This is a genomic window from Amycolatopsis ultiminotia (genome assembly GCF_039536925.1).
Lineage (GTDB): Bacteria > Actinomycetota > Actinomycetes > Mycobacteriales > Pseudonocardiaceae > Amycolatopsis > Amycolatopsis ultiminotia.
Genome location: NZ_BAAAZN010000001.1, coordinates 606801 through 629813, shown reverse-complemented (window position 1 = coordinate 629813; position 23013 = coordinate 606801). Strand labels below are relative to the sequence as shown.

The 23013-nt window shown below is 70.2% G+C and carries 19 protein-coding genes; 11 read left to right on the top strand and 8 right to left on the bottom strand.

Annotated features, from left to right (window positions below):
• Window positions 1-113: 113 nt before the first annotated feature.
• Window positions 114-1106, bottom strand: a complete 993-nt coding sequence (locus tag ABD793_RS02895; protein WP_344854943.1) for an ABC transporter substrate-binding protein — start codon at window positions 1104-1106, stop codon at window positions 114-116.
• A 592-nt stretch (window positions 1107-1698) separates the two neighbouring features.
• Here ABD793_RS02895 and ABD793_RS02890 point away from each other — a divergent pair.
• The gene (locus ABD793_RS02890) at window positions 1699-2553 is read left to right on the top strand and encodes an SDR family oxidoreductase (protein WP_344854941.1); all 855 of its coding nucleotides are present in this window, start codon (window positions 1699-1701) and stop codon (window positions 2551-2553) included.
• Between the two features lie 6 nt (window positions 2554-2559).
• Here the strand turns inward: ABD793_RS02890 and ABD793_RS02885 are convergent, their stop codons facing one another.
• The gene (locus tag ABD793_RS02885; RefSeq protein WP_344854939.1) at window positions 2560-2961 is read right to left on the bottom strand and encodes a winged helix-turn-helix transcriptional regulator; all 402 of its coding nucleotides are present in this window, start codon (window positions 2959-2961) and stop codon (window positions 2560-2562) included.
• Window positions 2962-3113: 152 nt separating this feature from the next.
• Here ABD793_RS02885 and ABD793_RS02880 point away from each other — a divergent pair, with 152 nt between their 5' ends.
• Window positions 3114-3593: a hypothetical protein gene (locus tag ABD793_RS02880; protein ID WP_344854937.1), complete on the top strand. Its 480-nt coding sequence runs from the start codon at window positions 3114-3116 to the stop codon at window positions 3591-3593.
• 42 nt (window positions 3594-3635) lie between these two features.
• On the opposite strand, the gene ABD793_RS02875 is transcribed toward ABD793_RS02880, so the two are convergent.
• The gene (locus ABD793_RS02875) at window positions 3636-4979 is read right to left on the bottom strand and encodes an MFS transporter (protein WP_344854936.1); all 1344 of its coding nucleotides are present in this window, start codon (window positions 4977-4979) and stop codon (window positions 3636-3638) included.
• 120 nt (window positions 4980-5099) lie between these two features.
• Here ABD793_RS02875 and ABD793_RS02870 point away from each other — a divergent pair, with 120 nt between their 5' ends.
• The 7 genes from ABD793_RS02870 (at window position 5100) to ABD793_RS02840 (ending at window position 11998) form a co-directional block, all read left to right on the top strand.
• Window positions 5100-5591 (top strand): MarR family winged helix-turn-helix transcriptional regulator, encoded by a 492-nt coding sequence (locus ABD793_RS02870; RefSeq protein ID WP_344854935.1) that lies wholly within the window; start codon window positions 5100-5102, stop codon window positions 5589-5591.
• A 52-nt stretch (window positions 5592-5643) separates the two neighbouring features.
• Window positions 5644-6606, top strand: a complete 963-nt coding sequence (locus ABD793_RS02865; RefSeq protein WP_344854934.1) for a hydroxymethylglutaryl-CoA lyase — start codon at window positions 5644-5646, stop codon at window positions 6604-6606.
• Between the two features lie 131 nt (window positions 6607-6737).
• Window positions 6738-7490, top strand: coding sequence for an enoyl-CoA hydratase/isomerase family protein (locus ABD793_RS02860; protein ID WP_344854933.1), 753 nt, complete (start codon window positions 6738-6740; stop codon window positions 7488-7490).
• Window positions 7487-8677, top strand: a complete 1191-nt coding sequence (locus tag ABD793_RS02855; RefSeq protein ID WP_344854932.1) for a CaiB/BaiF CoA transferase family protein — start codon at window positions 7487-7489, stop codon at window positions 8675-8677. The genes ABD793_RS02860 and ABD793_RS02855 overlap by 4 nt, the downstream gene beginning before the upstream one ends.
• On the top strand, window positions 8677-9441 hold the full coding sequence (locus tag ABD793_RS02850; protein ID WP_344854931.1) for an enoyl-CoA hydratase/isomerase family protein: 765 nt from the start codon (window positions 8677-8679) through the stop codon (window positions 9439-9441). The genes ABD793_RS02855 and ABD793_RS02850 overlap by 1 nt, the downstream gene beginning before the upstream one ends.
• The gene (locus ABD793_RS02845) at window positions 9438-11042 is read left to right on the top strand and encodes an AMP-binding protein (RefSeq protein ID WP_344854930.1); all 1605 of its coding nucleotides are present in this window, start codon (window positions 9438-9440) and stop codon (window positions 11040-11042) included. Before ABD793_RS02850 ends, ABD793_RS02845 begins: the two co-directional genes overlap by 4 nt.
• Window positions 11039-11998 (top strand): NAD(P)H-dependent flavin oxidoreductase, encoded by a 960-nt coding sequence (locus ABD793_RS02840; protein WP_344854929.1) that lies wholly within the window; start codon window positions 11039-11041, stop codon window positions 11996-11998. The genes ABD793_RS02845 and ABD793_RS02840 overlap by 4 nt, the downstream gene beginning before the upstream one ends.
• A 79-nt stretch (window positions 11999-12077) precedes the next feature.
• Here ABD793_RS02840 and ABD793_RS02835 read toward each other — a convergent pair whose 3' ends face one another.
• The 3 genes from ABD793_RS02835 to ABD793_RS02825 form a co-directional block, all read right to left on the bottom strand.
• The gene (locus tag ABD793_RS02835; protein ID WP_344854927.1) at window positions 12078-13691 is read right to left on the bottom strand and encodes an ABC-F family ATP-binding cassette domain-containing protein; all 1614 of its coding nucleotides are present in this window, start codon (window positions 13689-13691) and stop codon (window positions 12078-12080) included.
• A gap of 246 nt (window positions 13692-13937) precedes the next feature.
• Complete coding sequence (locus ABD793_RS02830) at window positions 13938-14714, bottom strand: SDR family NAD(P)-dependent oxidoreductase (protein WP_344854925.1); 777 nt, start codon at window positions 14712-14714, stop codon at window positions 13938-13940.
• Between the two features lie 487 nt (window positions 14715-15201).
• On the bottom strand, window positions 15202-17700 hold the full coding sequence (locus ABD793_RS02825; protein WP_344854923.1) for a carbohydrate-binding protein: 2499 nt from the start codon (window positions 17698-17700) through the stop codon (window positions 15202-15204).
• 434 nt (window positions 17701-18134) lie between these two features.
• On the opposite strand from ABD793_RS02825, the gene ABD793_RS02820 reads away from it, so the two are divergent.
• Window positions 18135-19397 carry an FAD-dependent monooxygenase gene (locus ABD793_RS02820; RefSeq protein WP_344854921.1) on the top strand — a complete coding sequence of 421 codons (1263 nt, stop codon included), beginning with the start codon at window positions 18135-18137 and terminating at the stop codon, window positions 19395-19397.
• The gene (locus ABD793_RS02815) at window positions 19381-20103 is read left to right on the top strand and encodes a TetR/AcrR family transcriptional regulator (protein WP_344854919.1); all 723 of its coding nucleotides are present in this window, start codon (window positions 19381-19383) and stop codon (window positions 20101-20103) included. Before ABD793_RS02820 ends, ABD793_RS02815 begins: the two co-directional genes overlap by 17 nt.
• An 8-nt stretch (window positions 20104-20111) precedes the next feature.
• Here the strand turns inward: ABD793_RS02815 and ABD793_RS02810 are convergent, their stop codons facing one another.
• Together ABD793_RS02810 and ABD793_RS02805 are read right to left on the bottom strand one after the other, a co-directional pair.
• Entirely contained in the window at window positions 20112-21281 is a 1170-nt protein-coding gene (locus ABD793_RS02810) for a MalY/PatB family protein (protein ID WP_344854917.1), read from the bottom strand.
• Window positions 21282-21323: 42 nt separating this feature from the next.
• Window positions 21324-22961, bottom strand: coding sequence for an APC family permease (locus tag ABD793_RS02805; RefSeq protein ID WP_344854915.1), 1638 nt, complete (start codon window positions 22959-22961; stop codon window positions 21324-21326).
• Window positions 22962-23013: the final 52 nt, after the last annotated feature.

The window sequence follows — 23013 nt, the reverse complement described above, 5'->3', positions numbered from 1 at the left end:
GCCGCGCGGCTGAGCCACGCCGCCGTGGCCGAGGAGCGCGGCGCAGGTCTGGCACTGCCCGACGCACCGGACGACCCGCCGCACAACACCTCGGGCAGCAACGGCGGGTACGGCTATTTGAGGCCGGTCTTCTCGATCAGCGGTACGAGCTTGTCGAGCGCGTAGAGCTGGGCACCCGGGGTCCCGGCGGAGAAGGCGTTCGACAGCTCACCGGTGATCAGCGTCGAGCGGCCTGCGCTCACCGCGGGGATCAGCTTCCACTGCGGTTCGTCGGTGATCTGCTTCGGATCGAGGAAGATCGGGAAGGCGACGATCAGGTCCGCGTCGAGGAGACCGAGCTGTTCCCCCGAGATCGAGGTGGCGAAGCCGCTGGAGTTCGGCTTGAGCTTCGCGATGGCAGGCGACTGGCTGAATCCGAGCTTCTGCAGGAATCCGAGGCGCACGTCGCCCTGGGTGTAGGCGCCCCAGCCCTCCGACGTACGGGTGGCGACCGTGACGGACTTGCCTTTCCACCCCGGATGCGCCGCGGCCGCGGCGGAGAACGCCTTGTCCACCTTCGCCAGCAGCTCCGCGCCCTGCTGCTTCCGGCCGAGCGCGGTGGCGATGGTGGTGGTCTCCTCCTCGGTGGTGGTGAGGTAGTTGTCCTTGCCGGACGGGACACCGATCGTGGGGGCGATCTTGGACAGCAGATCGTGCCGGTGCTGGTCGCCGGAGCCGCGCACGTCGAGGATCAGGTCGGGCTTGAGCGCGGCGACCTTCTCGTAGCTGGGATCCTGGGTCTGGATGAGCTGCGGCGGGGTCTGGTACTTGCCCGCGTCCCACGAGCCGACCCCGGAACCGCCGAACTGCAGCCAGTCCGACGCCCCGACCGGCTGGACGCCCAGTTCGAGCGCGGTCTCCGCGTCGCCCCAGCCGAGTGCCACGACCCGCTCGGGCTTTTCCGCAACGGTGACGTCGCCGAACTTCGTCGGCACGGTCACCGGGAACACGCCACCGGCGGTGTCCCCGGTGCCTGCGGGTTTCGCGGGTTCCGAACCGCTCGAGCACGCGGTCAGCAGGAGAAGGACCGCAGCGGAGAACACGCCGAGGAGTGCAGGCTTCTTCATGGTGAGGACGGACCTTTCTGCCGGGCTCCGCAGCCGGGCGCGGTGCGAGGTAAGACTAACCTAACCGACCCCACACAACCGCCCCGAAACCGGGGCCGGTGCCGGTGCCGGTGCCGCACCGACAAGCCGGGACCAGTGGCACAGCAGCGAACCCGACTCGACGACACAACGGCGGAAACGCCCACGCTCCGCGGAATCGGCCCATCCCACATCACCCGCACCCCCGCGAGATCAGCCCCACATCACCCGCACCCCTCGCGAGATCAGCCCCACATCACCCGCACCCCTCGCGAGATCAACCCCTCACCACCCGCACCCCTCGCGAGATCAGCCCCTCACCACCCGCACCCCCGCGAGATCAGCCCCTCACCACCCGCGCTCCGCGCAACCGGCCCACCCCCAACCGCGTCCGCGGAATCGGCCTCCTTGCTGCGGGGGGTGCGGATGGCCTTGCTCACACCCGCCGGGTCCTGCCGTCTTCTCAGCTCGTGCCTTTCCGCCCGGTTCGCTGCTTACCGGGCAGTGCGTCCTTCCCCGGCGGCGAAGGTCGGCGTTGGCTGGAGACCGGAAAGCACGAAAGGGGATTTCGACAATGTCAATCGTCGTCACCGGGGCAACCGGTCATCTCGGCAGGCTCGTGGTGGAAGCGCTGCTGCGCCGCGGGGTCGCGCCCGGCGGCATCGTGGCCGCCGGCCGCTCGGTCGAGAAGATCAAGGACCTCGCCGACCGTGGCGTGGTGACCCGCCGCGCCGATTTCGCGGACACGGCCAGTCTGCAGGAGGCGTTCGCCGGCGCGGAGAAGCTGCTGCTCGTTTCCGCGACCACACCGAGCGAGCGGATCGGCAACCACCAGCGGGCCATCGACGCCGCGGGGGCGGCCGGGGTGTCGCTCATCGCCTACACGAGCACACTGCGGGCCGAAGCGACCACCATGACACTCGGCCGGAGCCACTGGGAGACCGAGCAATACCTGCGCGAGCGCCACCGTAACGCGGTCATCCTCCGCAACGGCTGGTACCTGGACAACTACACCGAGCAGCTGCCGCTCTACCGGCAGAACGGGGTGATCGTCGGAGCCGCACGCGACGGACGGGTGAGCGCAGCGTCCCGCGCCGACTACGCGGAGGCCGCCGCGGTCGTGCTGACCGGCGAAGACCACGCCGGGGCGGTGTACGAACTGGGCGGGGACTCCGCGTTCACGCTCGCCGAACTGGCCGCAGCCGTCTCGTCGGCGACCGGTGAGGAAATCCCTTACCAGGATGTGCCGGTGACCCGGCTGGCCGAGATCTACCGGGAAGCCGGGCTGCCCGCCGAGTTCGCCGACACCATCGCCGACGCCGACCGCGGACTCGCCCTGGGCGAGCTGTTCACCGACAGCAGCGACCTGCGGAAGCTGATCGGCCGCCCGACCACGACCCTCGCCGAAGCTCTCGCGAACGCCCGCTGACCCGGCTCAGTGCGCCACCTGTTCGTCGTAGCTGCGCTGTGCGGCGAACAGGTCGTCGGTGTGTTGCCCGATCCAGTGGATGAGCTCGCACAGCGGAGTCGCGAGTTCGAAGCCGAGCTTGGTGAGCGAGTAGGTGACCTGCGGCGGCACGGTCGCCTCCACCTGCCGGTCGACGAGCCCGTACCGGACGAGCTGCTTGAGTGTCTGCGACAGCATTTTCTCGCTGATCCCAGCCACCTTGTCGCGCAGCTGCGCGAACCGGTACGGGCTTTCGACCAGGGCCGCGAGCACGAGGGTGCCCCAGCGGCTGGTGACGTGGTCGAGGATCTTCCGGCTCGGGCAGTTCTGCGCGAACGTATCGTGCGCAAGCAGGCTGAGGGCCGTTTCCAGACGGTTCGCGTCGGTCATCGGCCAAGCTTACTATTGTTCAGCAGCTTACCGGCAGAGCGCCCGCCGGCCGGGACTGCGGCCGGCTCCGTCGGCGGTCCGCGTGCGGCGGACCGGTCCCGCTCCGTAAGCTGCCTGTTCCGGTCGTGCGCAGGGCTCATCCCGGAGGACGTGTGGAACCGACGGAGCGGCCGCCTGCCGATGCGGTGCTCGCCGCGTGGGCACCGGCGGGGATGGGACGGATCGTCGTCGTTCTCGGTCGGGGCGTGGTGATCCACCAGGCCATCGTGTCCGGTAAGGCCGGAGCGATCGCGCTCCTGCAGGGGGTGGGCATCGGGGCCGGTGTCGCGCTCGGCACGATCGTCGGTGCTGCCCATGCCGACGAGCTCTACGGCAGCCCCTTCATCGAGAAGGTGCTTCGCAACGGAGTCGACGGCCTGCTCACGTCACCGCGCAAGACGTTCGTGGGCTGGGACCGGATCATCTCGGCGGAGTACCGCAAGCTCGTCGCGGGCCGGGGCCGGATGACGATCCGCACGACGGAAGGCGAGCACGTGCTGAAGGTCCTGCAGAACACCCACGTCGCCGGGGATCCGTCGGCGGTCTTCGGGTACTTCCTGTCCGGCCGGTTCACCGGCCCCGCGTTTCGCTGACCCCGGGCAGCCGGTACGACCCGGGATGAGCTCGCCAGAGGGTCAGCGGTGTTTCTCCTTCAAATCGGTCGCCTTCACGCCGATCAGCAGGACGATCACCGCCAGCAGCACGATTCCCGCGCTGATCACCAGGCCCAGGGAGAGGCTGCCGGTCGCGGACTGGATGAAGCCGAGCAGCGAAGGGGACGCTGCCGCGGCGAAGGAGCCCATCGACGTCACCACTGCGATTCCCGTGGCTGCCGCGCGTTCACCCAGGTAGATCGACGGGATCGAGTAGAAGACCGTCAGCCCGGAGTAGTGCGCTGCGGCCATCACCGCGAGCAGCAGGATCACCACCACGACGTTGCCGCCCGAGAACGCGAGCACCAGCATTGCCACCGCTGCCACAATCCAGCTCACCGCCGCGTGCCAGCGCCGTTCCAGGGTCCGGTCGGAGTGCCTGCCGACGAGCAGCATCACCACGATGCCGAGCAACGGCGGGATCGCCGAGAAGAACCCGAGGTTCAGCACATCGCCGACGCCGGCCTCGGCGATGATCCGCGGCGTCCAGTACGACACGGCGTTCGCCAGGGTGTAGGCACCGCAGGCGCACAGGCCCAGTATCCAGACCTTCGGGTCACGCAGCGCCGCGAACGGGCCGCCGGCCCGACGGCGCTGCTCCCCCTTGCCGCGCCGGTCCTCGTCCAGATCCGCCCGGACCGCCGCCTTCTGCGCCGGGGTAAGCCACTTCGCCTGCTCCGGCTCGTCGGAGAGGAAGAACAGCACCAGCAGCGCGAGCAGGACCGGCGGGATGCCCTCCACCAGGAACAGCCACTGCCAGTCGGCGAGGCCGGCGACACCGCCGAGCGCGTGCATGACCCAGCCCGACACGAGCGAGCCGAGCACCCCCGAGACCGGGACACCGATGAAGAAGATCGCGGTCATCCGCGTCCGGCGGGCCGACGGGAACCAGCGCGAGAGCAGGTAGAGCGCACCGGGGAAGAAGCCGGCTTCGGCGACGCCGAGCAGGAACCGCGCGAGGTAGAACGTGGTGTCGTCGCGGACGAACATGGTCACGATCGTCACCACGCCCCACGAGGCCATGATCCGGACCAGCGTCTTGCGCGCGCCGATCCGCGCCAGCAGTGCGTTGCTGGGCACCTCGAACAGGATGAAGCCGACGAAGAACAGCGTGACGCCGAGCCCGTAGACCGCCGAACCGAACCCGAGATCGCGCTCGAGGCCCTGCTGTGCGATCCCGATGTTGGTGCGGTCGATGAAGCTGACCACGTAACAGATCACCAGCAACGGCATGACCCGCAGGGCGATGGTCCGGTACGTCGACTTGCGGTCGACGCCGGCCACCGCCGCTGCGGACCGTCCGGCGACGGCAGGGGGTTCGGCCACGGCTACTCGACTCCTTTGTCAGGCGGGGCGGTGTCGCCGGAGCAGGCGGCAGTGCCACAGTGTCCGTATCGCGTGTTGAGTTTGTCAACACCTACTCGGGAACAGCTACGATGACCGACCATGGCGGAACGCGCGGACGGCCGAGACCTCGTGCCGATCTCCGGACTTCTCTCCTACCGGCTCTCCCGCACGTCGTCGGCGATGTCGCGCAGTGCGGCACTGCGCTACCGGCGGGAGTTCGACGTCAGCCTCGGCGAATGGCGGGCGATCTCGCTCATCGCGGCCGACCCCACACTGACCCTCAACCGCCTCGCCCGCCGTGCGGGACTGGACAAAGCGCAGATGAGCCGGGTGGTCAGCCGGCTGACCGAACGCGGTCTCGTCGACCGGACGGCCGGATCGGGCCGCACCTCACAGCTCGCCCTGACCACCGAGGGCACCCGCGTCTACCGCGGGCTGATCGCCGCGGCGAACGAGCGCGACGCGGAGTTCCTGGCCGCGCTGACCGCCGAGGAGTCGGCGACCCTGCTCGGCGCACTGGACAAGCTGGCCGGGCTCGCACTGGCCGTCGAGGAACGTGAACGAGCCCACCCGGCTGATCTTGACTGTTGACTTTATCAACACATACGCGTAGTTCTGGAGCCACCGACGAGGAGGTGGCCCGATGTCCGACGCCGTCACGATCTGCGAGTGCTTCGCCCGCGACGGGCTGCAGCACGAACCGGAGTTCGTGCCGACCGCGACGAAGGTCGCACTGCTGGATTCGTTCGCGGAGGCGGGTTTCCGGCGGATCGAGGCGACGAGCTACAGCCATCCGGAGCGGGTACCGGGGTTCTCGGACGCATCCGGGGTGCTCGCCGCGATCACCCGTCGCCAGGGCGTCGCGTTCAAGGCGACCTGCCCGAATCCGCGCGCGGTGTCGCGGGCGCTCGAGGATCTCGACGCCGGGCACGGCGCCGAGGAGCTGAGCCTGCTGGTCTCGGCCAGCGAGAGCCACACCGAGCGCAACCTGCGCACCACCCGTGCCGGGCAGTGGGAACGCGTCGCCGAGATGATCCGGCTGGCCGGCGGCCGGTTCCGGCTGGTGGGCGTGGTGTCGGTGGCGTTCGGCTGTCCGTTCGAAGGCGCGGTCGACCCCGGCCGGGTCGCCGAGGACGTCGCCCGGTTCGCCGACCTCGGTGCCGACCTGGTGACGCTCGGCGACACCACCGGCGTCGCGACCCCGCCGTCGGTCCGTGCGCTGTTCGCCCGGCTCGGACGCGAGCACCCCGGGCTCGGCGTGGTCGCGCACTTCCACAACACCCGCGGCACCGGGATCGCGAACGCCGTTGCGGCGCTCGAAGCCGGCTGCCGGAACTTCGACACCGCGCTCGGCGGCGTCGGCGGCCATCCGTCCGGCATCCGCTACGGCGCCGGGCTCACCGGCAATGTCTGCACCGAGGACCTGGTCTCCCTGTTCGACGCGATGGGTGTCGAAACGGGCCTCGACCTCGACCGGCTCGCGGCTGCCTCGGCCGCCTGCGAAGACGCGCTCGGCAGACCGCTGCACAGCATGGTCGCCCGCGCCGGATTCGCCCGCACCGCCGGTACTACCACCACCGCGACCGTCCGCAGCGCCACCGCGTGACCTGCCCGCCCCGCCCCGGTCGACGCCACACCTGCCCTGCCGCACCGCCGGACCCACCGTCACACCGGCCGCGCCGAACCGCCCGATCCACACCGCCTGATCCCGAACCCGAATCCGAGCCAGGAGAACCCGTGACCGTCCCGACCGGCGCCGAGCGCGCCACCGAGGTGCTGCGCACCGAGGACTTCGGCCCCGTCCGCGTCCTGACGCTGAACCGGCCCGAGAAGCTCAACGCACTCGACACCGCGCTGACCCGCGCGCTGAGCCGGGCGTTCACCGCCGCCGACGCCGACCGCGACGTCCGGGCCGTGGTGCTGACCGGTGTCGGTCGCGGGTTCTGCGCGGGTGCCGACCTCGGCGAGTTCTCCTCGCTGACCCCCGATCGGCCCGAGGCCGTGCTGGAACGGGCCGCACTCACCGCCAGGCTGCAGGTGCAGGCGCGGCAGCTGCGGGTCCCGGTGGTCTCCGCGGTGCGCGGCGCCGCGGTCGGCGGCGGGGCCGGCCTGGCGATCGGCGCGGACCTGGTCGTCGCGGGCACCGATCTGAAGTTCGGGTACCCGGAGCTGACGCACTCCATCGTGCCCGCGCTGGTGATGACCGGACTGGTCCAGCACCTCGGCCGCAAGCTCGCGTTCGAGCTGGTCAGCACCGGCCGCCTGCTCACCGCCGCCGAAGCCGCCGAGCACGGCCTGGTCAATCGCGTGGTCGAACCCGCCGAGGTGCCGGCCACCGCGCTCGGGATCGCCCAGCGCTGGGCCGAGCTCGAGCCACGGGCGATCGCCGCGGCGAAGGATCTGTTCTACCGCGTCGCGGACCTGCCGACGGACGCCGCAATGCGCGCGGGCCAGGACGTCAACGCGCTGATGCGGGGGTTCCGCGGATGACCGGCCCGCTCGATGGCGTCACCGTGCTGGATTTCTCCCGGGTCCTCGCCGCCCCGCTCGCGACCCAGGCCCTCGCCGAACTGGGCGCCACCGTGGTCAAGGTGGAACGGCCGGGATCCGGCGACGAGACCCGCGGCTTCGAACCCCGGTTACCGCACGGGGAAAGCGCGTACTTCTTCGCCTTCAACCGCGGCAAGAAGTCGGTCACGCTCGATCTCAAGGACCCGCGCGGCCGCGACGTCGCGCGCCGGCTCGCCGCCCGCGCCGACGTCGTCGTGGAGAACTTCCTGCCCGGCGTGCTGGACCGGCTCGGCCTCGGGTACGCCGACCTCTGCGGCGGCAACCCCGGTCTGGTCTACGTGTCCGCGACCGGGTTCGGCCAGACCGGGCCGGACCGTGCACGCAAGGGTTACGACACCGTGTTCCAGGCGCTGTCCGGGGTGATGGCGATGACCGGAGAACCCGGCGGACCGCCGTCGAAGACCGGCATCCCGGTGGCGGACATGACTTCCGGGCTCTGGGTGCTGGTCGCGGTGCTGTCCGGGCTGGCCGGGCGGACCGCGACCGGGCGGGGCCGCCACCTCGACGTGTCCATGATGGACGTCCAGCTCAGCCTGCACGCGCTGAACGCGGCCCGGCTCTTCGCCTTCGGCGAGGACCCCGTGCGGACCGGCACCGAGCATCCGGGCCGGGTGCCGTCGGCGGCATTCCAGGCAGGCGACGGTGGATGGCTGCACATCAGCGGCAGCGACCGGCACTGGAGGCCGCTGTGCCGGGTGCTCGGGCTCGCCGGACTGGCCGAGGATCCGTTGCTGCAGGACAACTCCGGCCGCGTCGAGCAACGGGACCGGGTGATGAAGGCACTGCGCGGCGCGATCGCACAGCACGACCGCGACCCGCTGGTGAAGGAGCTGCTCGCAGCCGACGTCCCGGCCGGCGCCGTCCGCTCGGTACGGGAAGCACTGGCCGATCCGCACACGGTGGCGCGCGGGGTCGTCGGCGAGTTCACCCACCCCGCCGAGGGTCCCTTCCCGGCGCTGCGGACGCCGTTGCGTGAGACTGCCGGAGAGCCCCCGGCCCCGGGGGTGCCGCCGATGCTGGGCGCCGACACCGACGACGTGCTGGCGAACCTGGCCGGACTAGGCGGCGAAGAAATCGAAGGCCTGCGGGCCGCGGGGGTGATCTGATGGACGAGCCGGAGCGGGTCCGCCTCGAAGTCGCCGACGGCATCGCGCGCGTCGAGCTGGCCCGGCCCGACGCCCGCAACGCGCTCGACCTGCCGATGTGCCGTCAGCTGCGTGCCGCCTTCGAAGAGATCGACGCCGCCGACGACGTCCGGGTGGTGCTGGTGAGCGCGCGGGGTCCGGTGTTCTGCGCAGGAGCCGACCTCAAGGAGCGCACTGGCAAGGACGCCGCATGGGTGCGGCGCCGCCGGGTCGCCGCCTTCGCCGCGTACGCCGCGATCGAGCAGTGCCGGGTGCCGGTGGTCGCGCTGGTCCAGGGCGCGGTCGTCGGGTCGGGTGGCGAGATCACCCTGGCCGCGGATTTCGCGATCGCCGCCGAGGGCACCGTTTTCCGCTTCCCCGAGCCGCACTGGGGCACGGTCGGCGCGACGCAGCGTCTGCAGCGCGTGATCGGCAAGCGCCGGGCCAAGGAACTGCTGTTCACCAATCGTCCGCTCGACGCGGCCGAGGCAGCCGGGCTCGGCATCGTCACCCGCGTCGTCCCGTCCGGCGAGCTCGCCACTGCCGGGGACGAAACGGCCGCCGCCATCGCGAAAGCCCCGCCGCTGGCCATTTCGCTGACCAAACGTGCGGTCGATCTCGGCGCGGAAACCGACCTGGACCGCGGCATCCGGATCGAGCTGGCGGCCATCGAACAGTGCCTCGCCGACGGCGGCTGGCGCGAGGGCGTCGCCCGCTTCGCCGCCGGGAACGGAGAAGAGAAGTGACCGCGCTGCGCACCGTCTGTCCACTCACGACGCACGAGGTACTGGCCCGCGCGGCGCTGCTCGCGCCGGATGTGGAGGCCGTCGTCACGGCCGAGGAGCGGATCACCTACGGCGAGCTGGCGGCACGGGTCGAGCGCATCCGCGGTGGACTCGCCGCGGCCGGGATCGGCCACGGCGACCGCGTCGGCATCTGCCTCGGCAACGGCCCGGACTGGGTGGCGCTGTTCCTCGCCGTCGGTGCGGCCGGTGCGGTGGCGGTACCGGTCAACACCCGGTTCACCGCCGAAGAGGTGCACTACACGCTCGCCCACGCCCGGGTCCGCACGCTGTTCGTCGCCGGCCGGGTGCTCAACGTCGATTTCACCGCAGTGCTGGCCGGGCTCGGCATCGGGGCGGACGGCTGCGAAACGTTGCCGGCGCTGGAATCGGTCGTCGTGCTCGGCGAAGACGTGCCGAAGTTCGCGACGGCATGGGCGGACTTCCTCGACGCCGGTCCCGCCCCGGCACCCACGGCCGTCCCCGAGGACATCCTGTTGGTGCAGTACACCTCCGGCACCACCTCCCGGCCGAAGGGCGTCCTGCTCACGCACCGCAGCATGTGCGCGGACGCGTTCTTCTCCGGTGCGCGCCTTGGCCTGCGTCCGGGCGATCGGTTCCACTCGGCCCGGCCGTTCTTCCACGTCGCCGGCAGCACGCTGTCCGTGCTGGCCTCGGCCCAGCACGCCACCACCCTGGTCACGATGCCGAAGTTCGAACCGGCCGAAGCGTTGCGGTTGCTGGAAGCCGAACGTTGCACGCACTTCTCCGGCAACGACACGATCGCGCTGCTGCTGCTCAACCACCCCGACCTCGCCCGCCGCGAGCTGTGCCTGCGCGGCGCATGGGTGGCCGCCTCCCGCACCGTGATCCGGCGGGTCATCGACGAACTCGGCGCACGGGAATGCGTTGCCGGATACGGCCTTTCGGAGGCCTCGCCGAACGTCGCGCAGTCGGCGTGGTGGGAGTCCGACGAAATCCGCGCGTCCGGTGCGATGGCCGTCGAACCGGGCGTCGAGGTCCGGATCCGCGCGTTGGACGACAGCCGCGACTGCGGGCCCGGCGAGCCGGGCTCGGTGCTGGTGCGCGGCTGGAACGTGATGGCCGGATACCTCGACGATCCGGTGCAGACCGCCGAAACGATCGACGCCGAGGGCTGGCTGGCCACCGGCGACGTCGGTCTGCTCGACGAGACCGGCCGGTTCCACTTCACCGGCCGGACCAAGGACATCATCCGCGTCGGCGGGGAGAACGTCGCGCCCGCCGACATCGAGGACACCCTGCACCGGCACCCGCTGGTCCGGCAGGCGGCCGTCGTCGGCGTGCCGGACGCCCGGCTGGTCGAGGTGCCGTTCGCCTTCGTCGTGCTCACCGAACCCGGCGTCACCGAGGCCGAGCTGCTGGCGTGGACGCGGCAGCGGATGGCCGGGTTCAAGGTGCCGCGGCACCTGCGGATCGTCGACGGCTTCGAGGGCATCGGCATGACGGCGAGTTCGAAGGTGCAGAAAAACCGGCTCGCCGCGCACGCCCGCATGTTGCTGGAGCAGGCGGAGGTGGACGCGTGAACCGCATCGAGACGCCGGTGACGCGGCTGCTCGGCACCGACCTGCCGATCGTGCAAGCCGGTATGTCGTGGGCGTCGTCCAGTTCGGCGCTGCCGCTCGCGGTCAGCAGTGCCGGCGGACTCGGCGTGGTTGCGGCAGGCCCGATGCGGCTACCCGATCTGGAACGCACCCTGGCCGAAATGGCCGCGGGGACGGACCGGCCGTGGGCGGTCAACCTTCCGCTGTACCGCGCCGGGGCGGACGAAGTGATCGAAGCGCTGCTCGCGCACCGTCCCCCGGTGCTGATCGCTTCGCAGGGCGGTCCGCGACGCTACCTCGCGCGATTCCACGACGCCGGTACGCGCTGCCTGCACGTGGTCGCCGGGGTCGAGCACGCACGCAAGGCAGCGGACGCGGGTGTGGACGCGCTCGTCGTCGTCGGCGCCGAAGCCGGCGGCCATCCACCGCCCGCGATGGTCACCACCCAGGTCCTCGTGCGTGCCGTGACCCGTGCGGTCCCGGAAGTGCCGGTGATCGCCTCCGGCGGCATCGCCGACGGCGCCGGGCTGGCCGCGATACTGGCTCTCGGTGCCGGCGCGGCCCAGTTCGGCACCAGGTTCCTGGCCAGCACCGAGGCCAGTGTGCACCCCGCCTACAAACAGGCGGTGGTTTCCGCCGGCGTCGACAGCACCCGCACGGTCGGCCGTGGTCTCGGCGTGGTCCGCGCGCTGGACAACGACTTCACCGGGCGCATGCTCGACCTGGAGACCTCGGGCGCGGAAGAATCCGTGCGGCGCAAGGCCTTCCAGGACGGCACGCTCAAGGACGCGGCGCTGCACGGGAACCTCACCGAGGGCAAGCTGGAGGCCGGACAGTCCGCCGGATTGGTGGACAGCGTCCTGCCCGCGGCCGAGATCGTGCATCGCATTGTCGACGAATACCGCACCGCGCGGATGAATCTGCCGGCCGTCACCTAAACCGGAGCCGGGTGCGGGCGCACCGGATCCCGGTGACAGCGCGGCAAATTCCCCGCCGACCCGAGAAGGGGCCGGCCGGTCAGAGCGGATCGATGCCGGTCAGTTCGCCGTCCAGCCGCAGCCACCGGGTCAGGCCCAGCTCCCGCAGGAACGACAGGTCGTGGCTGACCACGATCAGCGCGCCCCGATAGGACTTCAGTGCCGCCGAGAGCTGCCGGAGGCTGGCCAGGTCGAGGTTGTTGGTCGGCTCGTCGAGCAGGAACAGCTGCGGCGGCGGTTCGGCCAGCAGCAGGGCCGCGAGCGTCGCGCGGAACCGTTCGCCACCGGAGAGCGTCCCGACCTCCTGGTCGGCACGCCGGCCACGGAACAGGAACCTCGCCAGCCGCGCGCGGATCGTGTTCTCCGTTGCCCCCGGCGCGAAACGCGCGACGTTGCGCACCACCGACGCCGACTCGTCGAGCAGGTCCAGCTGCTGGGGCAGATACCGCATCCCGACCGCGACCTGCACCTCGCCGGACACCGGCTGCAGCTCACCGGCGATGGTGCGCAGCAGCGTGCTCTTGCCCGCACCGTTGCCGCCGACCAGCGCGATCCGTTCCGGTCCACGGACGTCCAGCTCGGCGCGGGCCCCGTGCACCAGCTCGACCGACGACATCGTGAGCACGGTCCGCCCGGCCGGTACCGAGGTTTCGGGCAGCTCGACCCGGATCTCGCCGTCCGCGCGCACCGCCTCCTCCGCTTCGTCGAGCCGGTTCTTCGCCTCCTCGACCTTTTCCACGTGCATGGTCCGGAGCTTCCCCGCGCTCACCTCGGCCTGCTGCTTGCGGTTCATCATCACGGCTTTGGGCCGCCGCTTGTTCTCGAACGCCTTCTGCCCGGTCCGGGTCCGCCGGTCGAGCTTGACCCTGGCCTCGGCCAGCTCCCGCTGCTGCCGCCGGAGGTCGGATTCGGCCACCCGCACCCTCCGCTCGGCCGCCTCCTGCTCGACCGCGAGTGCCTCCTGATAGGCGGAGAACGTGCCGCCGTACCACCGCATCCCGCCCGATCGCAGGTCGGCGACCTGATCGACGAGCTCGAGCAGCGCACGGTCGTGGCTGACGATCACCATCGTCGAACCCCACGCGCCGACCGCCTGGTAAAACCGTTGCCGGGCAGCCGGATCGAGGTTGTTGGTCGGTTCGTCCAGCAGCAGCACGTCCGGGCGGCCGACGAGCCGGGCCGCCAGGCAGAGCAACACCGACTCCCCGCCGGAAAGCTCCCCGATCCGCTGCTCCGGCGACACCCGCTCGAGGCCGAGCCGGTCCAGCTCGGCCCTCGACCGCTGCTCGATGTCCCAGTCGTCGCCGACCAGCGCGAAGTTCTCCTCGGTCGCCTCGCCCGCTTCGATCGCCTTGAGCGCACGCCGGACCGGCGCGATCCCGAGCGCCTGCTCGACCCGCAGCCGCGGATCGAGTGCAACGTTCTGCGGCAGGTATGCCAGCTCGCCGGAGATCGTGACCGAACCGGCGGCAGGAGTGAGTTCCCCGGCGATCAGCCGCAACAGCGTCGACTTGCCGGAACCGTTGACCCCGATCAGCCCGGTCCGCCCCGGCCCGATCGCCAGCGAAAGGTCGTCGAACACCGCAGTCCCGTCCGGCCACGCGAACGAAAGACCGGAACAGACGACCGCGGCCGCGGGTGTGGACATAGACATGGGCTGCTCCTCAGGACACCGGACGGCGCACGAAAACGCGGGCGCACGACCTGCGAAGAACGCGCAGGTCGTCTGATGACCTCAGAAGAGCAACAGCCTTCTCCTATGTCCGGGGACGTTCTTCCGCAAGGTAGAACACCTTGCCGCACCCGGCCACCCATTTATCGGGCGCACCGAGAGTGCTACCGGCACCCGGAGTCCCCCTGCACCGGCCGAAGGGCAAGGGGAATCCGGGGGCCTACCGCGTCAGGAGAACTGGATGCCGCCGTCGATCATCACCGACTGCCCGGTCATGTAGTCCGAATCGGGAGAGGCGAGGTAGGAAACGTAGCTCGCCACGTCCTCCGGCACGGAGACCCGGCCCAGGTGGATCAGGTCGGAATACTTCGCGATCGCCTGGCCCTTCCGGAGTCCTTCGGACTCCGCCAGCTTCTCGTCGATCAGCTCCCACATCGCGGTACCGACGATGCCGGGGCAGTAGGCGTTGACGGTGATGCCGTACTTGGCCCATTCCATCGCCGCGGCCTGCGTCAGCCCGCGCACCGCCCATTTCGACGCCGAATAGGGCCCGAGCAGCGCGAACGGCCGGTAGGCCACGATCGACGCCGCACCGATGATCTTGCCCCCGTTGCCCTGCTTGATCATGTGTTCCGCGGCGGCCTGGTAAGACAGGAACGTACCGCGGAGGTTGACCGCCATCATCCGGTCCCAGTCCGCCACGCTCACCTCCAGCAGCGGCCGCACCTGGGCAATGCCCGCGTTCGCGATCATGACGTCGAGGGAACCCAGCGCGTTCGCGGTCTCGGCCACCAGGCCGTTGACCGCATCCTCGTCCGACACATCCGCGATCAGCGCAGCGGAACGCCGCCCGGCAGCACGGATCTCCTGCGCGACGGCCTCGACCTCGTCGCGGTTGGCCGCGATGTCGTTGACCGCGACATCGTGCCCGTCCGCGGCCAGCCGCAGTGCGATCGCCTTCCCGATCCCCCGTGCCGCGCCCGTGACGATGACGTTCTTGCCCATGCGATGACTCCTTTGTGCTCGCGTGACTCGAACGGAACATAGGGTGGGACGGACGGCGCGGGCAGAGGCGAGCTGTCTCATCTTGAGACAGCGAAAGGTGTCGACCGGCGTTCGTCCACGTGGGACTTCCCGGCTGCGCTGCGCAAAAACCCGACCCGAACCGGCAGCTGCCCTGTCGTGCACGAACTACTCGGCGCCGGTGCGGAACGCGCGATCACCGCACGCATCGGCGTTCCCGGACCGAGAGTCCGCGCCGGCTCCAGCCGCAGGGCCCGATTCGGCCATCCGGGTGGCCGGGCACTGGCCGCGAACACCAGCGGCGACGGCGAACCGGTCCCGGGCGCCTTTCGACGATTCTGCGAATGTGGTTCCGCCGGGCACGGAATGTGCCCGATAGTCCCCCGGAATGCCACCCCTGTCCGCTCGGGAAAAGCACCGGAAAAGGCCGGCCGTGGTGGTCCACGGCCGGCCTTTTCCGGGTTCTCGGTCAGTTACCGGCGATGGCCACCTTCGCCAGCGAACTGCCCTGGTCCGGGGTGATCGTCACGGAGAACAGGTGCGTTGCCGGGTCGTAGCCGACCTGGCCTGCCTGTCCGCCGTCCGCGGTCACCGACACCGTGGACGGGGCGTACCCGTGCAGGGTGACCGCACCGTCCCCGGGAGTGAACGCGACGGACGCGTGCACCGTGCCATCGTCGGACAGCTCGGTGATGCGCTGTTTGCCCAGCGAGACGAACTTGCCCGCGTCGCCGAGGAAACCGATCCCGGACTTGCCCACCGGCACCACCTGCAGGAACGAGCCGTCACGCGTGACGCCGGCGGTGTGGGTGCCGCCCGCGTCGACCAGGCTGCCGGTGCCGGCGAAGTAGTCGTACACGTACGCCTGCCCGGCCACGCCGACATCAGCGGGACGGAACGACGCGGGCTCGTCGCCCTTGACTCCGGCGCTGACACCGAGGTTGTCGATGTTCGGGCCGTCGTGCCCGGTCGCCGCGGCACGTACGGTGTGCTTCCCCGCGCTCAGCGGGACCACGACCGGCTGCTTCTCCCAGGAATCCCAATTCGCAGTGGGCATGAACGCCTGGGTGGCGGCGGTCCCGCCGTCGACCGAGACCGCGAGCGGACGATCGTCCCCGGTCGGCCGGTCGCCTGCGGTGCCGTTGGCGAAGCGGAATTCCAGGGTGTAGGTGCCGTCCTTGGGCACGTCGACGGTCCACTCGACGGAATCGCCGCTGTCGTGCTGGAAGTCGGCGTACCCGGTGCCGGTGTAGCCGCCGTGCTCCTTGCTCGCCACCGGACCGGACAGCTTCGCCGTCTCCGCTTCGTACACGGTGTCCGGCTTGGTGTCCGGGGAGTTGCGCGCGTACTCGTAGACGTAGCCCGCGGCCATCGAACCGTGCTTGCTGCCGGTCGTGGCGACCATCGGGGCCTTCGCGCCGCCGGCATCCCGGACGTAGGTGGCGGTGTCCGCGACGAGCGGGGTGTCCGGTTTGACGATCGTGCCGTCCGCGGTGGCGACCCGGTGCAGGTTGTCCGCGTTCTCCTCACCGATCTTGTCGCCGACCCCGACCGGGCCCGCGGTGAGGTTCTGCAGCACCAGGTTCCGCGTCTCGTAACTCATCGCCACGTCGGCGAACGGCCAGGTGCCGACCGCGTTGGCAAGGCGCGAGGTGTAGAGGAGCCGGTCCCACTTGGTCCGCTCGAACCGGTCGTCGGCGACGCGGGTGTTGGTGACCTCGTTGTAGAGCGTGCTCTGCAGGAAGTCCTGCACGAGCGGCATGCAGTACTGGATGTCCATCCCGTTCGCCGCCGCGGCCTTGGCCATGTTGCCGAGGTAGGCGTCCCGGTCGTGCAGGGTGAAGTCGGGCTGCGCGTGCGAGCAGAGCCAGTCCTGTTCGTAGGTCTGGACCCCGTTCTGCTTCAGGTAGCTCATCCGGTCGTTCCAGTAGGCCGGGTCGGTGACCACGTTGCCGGACATCCGGTACTCCTGGTGGTACGGGCTCGACGGGTCGATCCACCGCCCGTGCGTGATCATCGGGAGCCCGACGTTCTGCTGGAAGTCCTCGAGCCCGTTCGGGAACAGGGTCTTGTCCGCCTCGTAGCGGGAAGCACCCGCCTCGACCGCGCGCCAGTCCGAATCGGGTCCCTTGGGGTAGAACCAGCTGTCCAGCTGCATGTTGCCGACCGGAAGGCCCTTTTCCTTCCAGTGCTCGCGCACCGCTTTCAGGGTGCCCTCGTAGCCGAGGTTCTCGTCGTATTTGTAGTAGTACTTGGCGCCGTTGTCGGTCCAGTAGCCGAGCTTGGCGAGGGTGTTCGTGGCGTCCTGATCGGGCCGCTTCTTGCCGGACAGCCCGGTGAGGGTGTTGCCCCAGTTGCGGTAGATGTCGTTCACGTCGCTGCCGAACGCCAGCACGGTGCGCTGGGTGAACCCGGCGTTGAGGCTGCCGATCTTCGACGAGGTCCCGCTGGTCAGCCTGCCGTCGGCGGCCGTGGTGACCGCCGTCGAGAAGTTCGTCGCGGGCGAGACCAGATAGCCGCCACCGGCGTTGTCGAACGCCAGGTACGGCCCGAACACCTCGTTGACCGCGCCGTTGAACGTGTGCTTGCCGAAACAACCGCTGTAGCTCTGGTTGTTCGGCAACGAAGGCACACTCGACAGCGCCGGGAACGCGGCGGTGTTCGGTGAAGCCTGCCGGTAGGTGGTGCTGAACAGCACGACCGGGCTCTGGTCGTAGCTGCGGATGCCGCTGGTGCGGCCGATCCCGTCGACGGTGTAGTCGAAACTGAGGTCATGGTAGGCGCCGACGCCGTCCTGGCCGGTGGTGTTCTCGATGTTGCTCACCGCCGCGCCGACCGAACCGGCGAAGTGGTAGTCCGGCGCGTGCGTGTCCACCGAATAGCTGCCGTCCGGCTGCACCTGCACCGTCGCACCCGAAACCTCGGACGTCTCGGCGCTCGCCGAAGCCGTCCCGGACGTGACACTCAAGGGCACCGCAGTGGCAACGACGCAGACGAGCGCCAAGCCCCGCCGGAATCTTCCCCGCGGATTCGTGAATCTCTCTGTCCTGTTCACGTATGTGTACACCCTTCAAGTACTGGAACACTTCGACAGGAGCTTGATAGTGAAGTTGTCCTGCCCGAGCTGTCAACCGACTCGGCGGGACAGCCCCGGGGCGCCGGCATTCCGGCCGGCACGGCAGCTCGGTAACCGGCCGCAATTTCCCTTCACCCATCCGGCCCATTAGTGAATTCGATGCCGAAACCCAGCGTGAGAACGGACTGGGATACCTCCGGCCGATTGCGGGTTCCGGCGCTGCCGCCCGGAATTCCTTGGCGAATCCGCCACCGCACGACGGTGCGACCACAGTGCGCCGCGCCGCGGACTGACCAAATGACCAATCCGGTCAGTATGGTTGAAGCATGACGGATACCAAGGCAGGACGGGTACTTGTCGTCGGGATGGGGGTCAGCGGGATCGCGGTGGCGGCCCGGCTGCACGCCGCGGGCTGGACGCCCGTGCTGGTCGAACGGGCTTCCGGGCGGCGGACGGGCGGCTACTTCGTCGTGCTGTTCGGCGCGGGCAAGGCCGCGGCGCGGCGGCTGGGCATCGACGGCGCACTCCACGACCGCCGCTCCCCCGAGCCGCCGGTGAACCTCGATCGCAGCGGGCGCGCCCGGCCGGGCAGCGCGACCGGCGAACTGCCGGGAAACCCGTGGGTGATGCTGCGCGGCGACGCGGAACAGGCTGCCTATGCGGCGCTGCCGGACGGACTGGACATCCGGTATTCGACCGTGCCCACCGCCATCGAGCAGGACGCCGACGGTGTCGACGTGACCCTGCGCAACACCGGCTCCGGCCGCTCGGTCACCGAACGGTTCGACCTCGTCGTCGGTGCGGACGGCCTGCGCTCGACCGTCCGGTCGCTGGTGTTCGGGCCGCACGAGAAGCATCTGCACCGGCTCGGCTACCTGGTCTCCGCGTTCGAATACTCCGGCACGCCTGCCGGTCTCGCGCCGGGACAGGGCGCGACGATGCTCGAACCGGGCCGCTCGATGTGGGTCTTCGCGTTCGCCGACCACAACCCGACCGTTATGCTGACCTACCGCACCGACGATGTCGACGCGGAGTTCACCGAGCCGCCGGCGCAGCGCATCCGGGCCGCGTTCGGCCCGCAGCCACTGGGCACCACACTCGGCGACGTCCTCGACCACCTCGACACGGCCGAGGCGCCGTTGTTCGATTCGGTCGAGCAGGTGCGCATGCCGGGCTGGCACCGCGGGCGCGTCGTACTGGTCGGTGACTCCGCGTGGTGCGTCACGCTTTATGCGGGGATGGGGGTGTCCTCCGGACTGACCGGCGCGGACCTGCTCGGCACGATGCTCGAACGCCACGACGACCTCGAAACCGCGCTCACCGAGTGGGAACGGGTGCTGCGCCCCTACATCGAGCGCTACCAGGAAGGCGCGTTCGCCGACCGCAAGGTGTTCATGGCCGACACCCGGACGGAAATCCGGCTGCGGCGGCTCCTGCCGGCCCTGAGCAAGACCAAGCTCGGCGAGCGGCTGGTGCGGAGAATACTGCGCTTCGGTGCCGTCATCCGGTTCAAGAATGCCGATATCGTGGACACTGCACTGCCGGACACCGTGCCAGAAGGGAGGGCCGGCATTGCCGGAGCTTCCTGAACACGGCTCACCCAAGGCGGCGCGCATCCTCGCCGCCGCGAGCGAGCTGCTGCTCGGCCGCGGCAGCAAGGGGGTGACCATCGCCGACGTCGCCGCCAGGGCGCACATCGGCAAGGGCACGGTCTACCTGTACTGGAGGACCAAGGAAGACCTGCTGCTCGGGCTGATCTGCCGCGATTTCCTCGCACTCGCCGACGACGTCACCGAGGCGGTCACCGCCGATCCCGGCCTCGCCCGCCCCTCCCGGCTGCTGCCGCACATGCTGCGCACGGCGGCCAGGCATCCCTACGTCAACGCGCTGCGCACCAGTGACGCCGCCGGGCTGCTCGGTGCGCTCGCCGACGATCCCCGTTCGGCGAAACTGCTCGATACCCTCGGACCGGACGCGATGATGTACGACGTGCTGCCCATCTGGCGTCGCCAGAACCTCGCCAGGACCGACTGGCCGCTCGCCGACCAGGCCCTCGCACTGCAGTCCCTCATCACCGGATTCCTGATCACCACCGTGCACGGCCGGGCACGGCTCGAATCCACCGCACCGGAGCAGGTCCTGGCCGCCGCGGTAACCGCGCTGCTCGGACCCGAAGCGGCCACGCCCGGCCAAGTGCAGACCACTGCCACCGAAGGACTTCGCTCCCTCGCCGAAGGGCGGGCGGCGGCGCTGGAACTCATCACCGGACCGCCGCTCCGCTCACCCGCACGCTGACGGCTGCACTACCCCGCCGTCCGGACGAAGTCGATGATGCGTGATACCGCGTCGTCCAGGACATCCGGCGGGGTGGCGAAGTTGAGCCGGGCGAAGCCCGCACCGGCACTGCCGTGTTCCGGCCCCGCAGTGGTGGCGACTCCGGTCTTCTCGCGCAGGATCGCGGCCGGGTCTGCGGCGCCGAGCCGGCGCAGATCGAGCCACGCCAGGTAGGTTGCTTCGCTCGGCGCGTAGACCTCGGCGAGGCCGGCCTCGGCGAACCGGCGTTCGAGCAGCGCCCGATTCCCCGCGAGCGCCTCGATCGCGCGCTCCAGCCACGAACCGCCGTACTCGAACGCGGCGGCCGATGCGACCATCCCGAGTGGACTGATCCCGCCGGTGGCCGCGCCCGGGAGCCGGTCCCAGCGCTCGACGTCCACCGGGTTCGTCAGCGCGGCGAACCCGCAGCGCAGACCGGGGATGTTCCACGCCTTGGTGGCACTGAACAAGGTGACCGCGTGCCGGCGCGCGATCTCGCCGACCGCCGCGTAGGGCACGAAATCCCTTTGGTAGCGCAACGGCGCGTGGATCTCGTCGCTGATCACCCGTGCACCGTGCCGGTCCACGACCGCCGCGAGCTGCTGCAGTTCGGACGGCCGGAAGAGCCTGCCGACCGGGTTCGCCGGATGGCACAGCAGAACGCTGCCCGCACCGGCCGCCAACGCCTCGTCGATGCGTTCGCAGTCGAGGTGGTAACCGTCGGCGTCGCGGAGCATCGGAACCTCGACCGCACTGCGGCCGGCGAGTTCGACCGCGCCGAAGAAACTGCGGTAGGTCGGGGTGGGCACGACGACTGCCGCACCCGCCGGGGTGAACTCGCGGACCGCGTTGGTGATGCCCTTCATCAACTCCGGCAGCAAGCGGACCGCACCGGCGTCGACCGGCAGCCCGTGGACTTCGGTCAGCCACTTCGCGGCGGTCTCCGGCAAACCCGACTGCGGTCCCGGGATCGGGTAGCCGACGGTCTGCCGCTCGAGCGCGTCACGCAGTGCGGCCATGATCGGTTCGGCGATCGGCAGGTCCATCTCGGCGACGGTCAGATCGACTACCTCCGGACCGTAGACCGACCACCGTTTCGTGCGGCGCTGCCGGGACTTCGCCACGTCCCACTCGAACCCGGCGTAGCGCGTGTCCGTCATCTGTTCTCTCTCCTCGTGCTTTCGCTTCGGGATGGTGCAGTGTCAGCCGGCGCGAACCGCCTGCCGCGCCGGGGAATCCACAGTGGACCCACCGGCGGAGCCGAGCCGGTAGCGGACGCCGGACCGGTGCGCGGCCCACCACGCGACCGCGCTGAGCACGCCGGCCACGACGGTGTCGTAGGGCGCCGCGATCGCCCCGGTGCCCTGGAAGGACCCGAACGCCGACAGCGCGCCGACGAGCAGGACCCACCCGAGCAGCCAGGAACCCTGCCGCAGCGGGACCGTCTCGCGCGCCCCGCGGACGAAGTGCCGGACCGAGTAGATCACGAAGCCGATCAGCAGCAACGGCACCGCGATCCGCACCTTCGGCCAGCCCGACCAGTAGAGGATCAGCCCGGACAGCACGAACGACGCCGCGCCCACCGGGATCGACCACCGGCCGAGCCAGCCGCGGCCGGTTTCGGTGCGGTGCAGCACCGTGGCCGCGACCGAGACGACCGCGTAGCTCAGCCCGTAGAAGAAGCTGATCGAGCTGACGATCGACTCCCAGCTGCCGAAACCGAGGATCACCACCACGCCGACGAGCGCGTTGAACGACAGCGCGATCCACGGCACGCCCCAGCGCCGGTTGACCCGGGTGAACAAGCGGGGCAGCAGCCCGTTCTGCGCGGCCCCGTAGGTGTAGCGGGCCTTGATCGAGGTGCCCATCAGCATACTGCCGGACGGGGAGAACACCGCGTCGGCGATCAGCACGGTCGAAAGCCAGCCCAGCCCGAGCAACCCGGCCAGCTGGGCCAGCGGGGACGTCAGGTTCAGCCCGTGCCAGCCGGAATTCAGCAGACCGCTCGGCGGCGAGTAGATCATCGCGGCCTGCAGCCCGAGGTAGAGCAGCAGCGAACCGGCCAGCACGATCAGGGTCGCCCGTGGCACGGACTTGCGCGGATCGCGTGCCTCGCCGGACATCACCGCGGCGCCGTTGATCCCGGTGAACGCATAGACGACGCCACCACCGACCACCGCGGTCAGTGCCGCGGACACCCCGTACGGCGCGAACCCGCCGCCGACGGTGTAGTTGCCGGTGTCGAATCCGCTCGAGAGCAATAGGATCACCGTGGCCGCGGGGACGACGAGCTTGACCGCGGTGACCACGTTGTTCAACCGGGTGATGAACACGACGCCGAAGAAACTGGCGCTGCAGAACAGGAGCAGCAGGGCGGCGGCGAACAGCCGGCCACGCCAGCTCAGTGCTTCCTGCGTGATCAGCCCCGGCAGCCACCGGCCGAGGTACTGCGCCACCGCGGTCGATTCGCTCGGCCCGGCGAACACCGCCTGCAGCAGCACCGCCCAGCTGACCGCGGTCCCGACCAGCGGTCCGGCGGCCATCCGCGGCCAGCGCACATTCCCGCCGGACATCGGGTTGCGGAACGCCAGATCGATGAACACCAGGCACACCAGCAACGTCGCCGCGCCACCGATCACCCAGGTCAGCAGAGCCGCGGGACCCGCAGCCTTCGCCACCGTGTAGGGAGAGAGCAGCCAGCCGGAGCCGATCACGCTCGAGAACGTGAGCATCGCGAGCGAAGGGGTGCCCAGTGCGCGCTTCAACCGCCCGTCGTCGGCGGCCGAGACCGTCGCGGCATCGTCGCCGCCTGCGTCCGAAGTGCTCTGCGCTGGGTCCATCGCTCCACTGTCGGGCAGTGGCGAGTGCTCCGGTAGAGAGAATGTCGCTGCG

Bases quoted from the DNA above. Each gene is read 5' to 3' on its own strand.
- ABD793_RS02895 (WP_344854943.1), bottom strand. From the start codon at position 1,106: ATGAAGAAGCCTGCACTCCTCGGCGTGTTCTCCGCTGCGGTCCTTCTC.
- ABD793_RS02890 (WP_344854941.1), top strand. From the start codon at position 1,699: ATGTCAATCGTCGTCACCGGGGCAACCGGTCATCTCGGCAGGCTCGTG.
- ABD793_RS02885 (WP_344854939.1), bottom strand. From the start codon at position 2,961: ATGACCGACGCGAACCGTCTGGAAACGGCCCTCAGCCTGCTTGCGCAC.
- ABD793_RS02870 (WP_344854935.1), top strand. From the start codon at position 5,100: ATGGCGGAACGCGCGGACGGCCGAGACCTCGTGCCGATCTCCGGACTT.
- ABD793_RS02865 (WP_344854934.1), top strand. From the start codon at position 5,644: ATGTCCGACGCCGTCACGATCTGCGAGTGCTTCGCCCGCGACGGGCTG.
- ABD793_RS02855 (WP_344854932.1), top strand. From the start codon at position 7,487: ATGACCGGCCCGCTCGATGGCGTCACCGTGCTGGATTTCTCCCGGGTC.
- ABD793_RS02850 (WP_344854931.1), top strand. From the start codon at position 8,677: ATGGACGAGCCGGAGCGGGTCCGCCTCGAAGTCGCCGACGGCATCGCG.
- ABD793_RS02835 (WP_344854927.1), bottom strand. From the start codon at position 13,691: ATGTCTATGTCCACACCCGCGGCCGCGGTCGTCTGTTCCGGTCTTTCG.
- ABD793_RS02830 (WP_344854925.1), bottom strand. From the start codon at position 14,714: ATGGGCAAGAACGTCATCGTCACGGGCGCGGCACGGGGGATCGGGAAG.
- ABD793_RS02820 (WP_344854921.1), top strand. From the start codon at position 18,135: ATGACGGATACCAAGGCAGGACGGGTACTTGTCGTCGGGATGGGGGTC.
- ABD793_RS02810 (WP_344854917.1), bottom strand. From the start codon at position 21,281: ATGACGGACACGCGCTACGCCGGGTTCGAGTGGGACGTGGCGAAGTCC.
- ABD793_RS02805 (WP_344854915.1), bottom strand. From the start codon at position 22,961: ATGGACCCAGCGCAGAGCACTTCGGACGCAGGCGGCGACGATGCCGCG.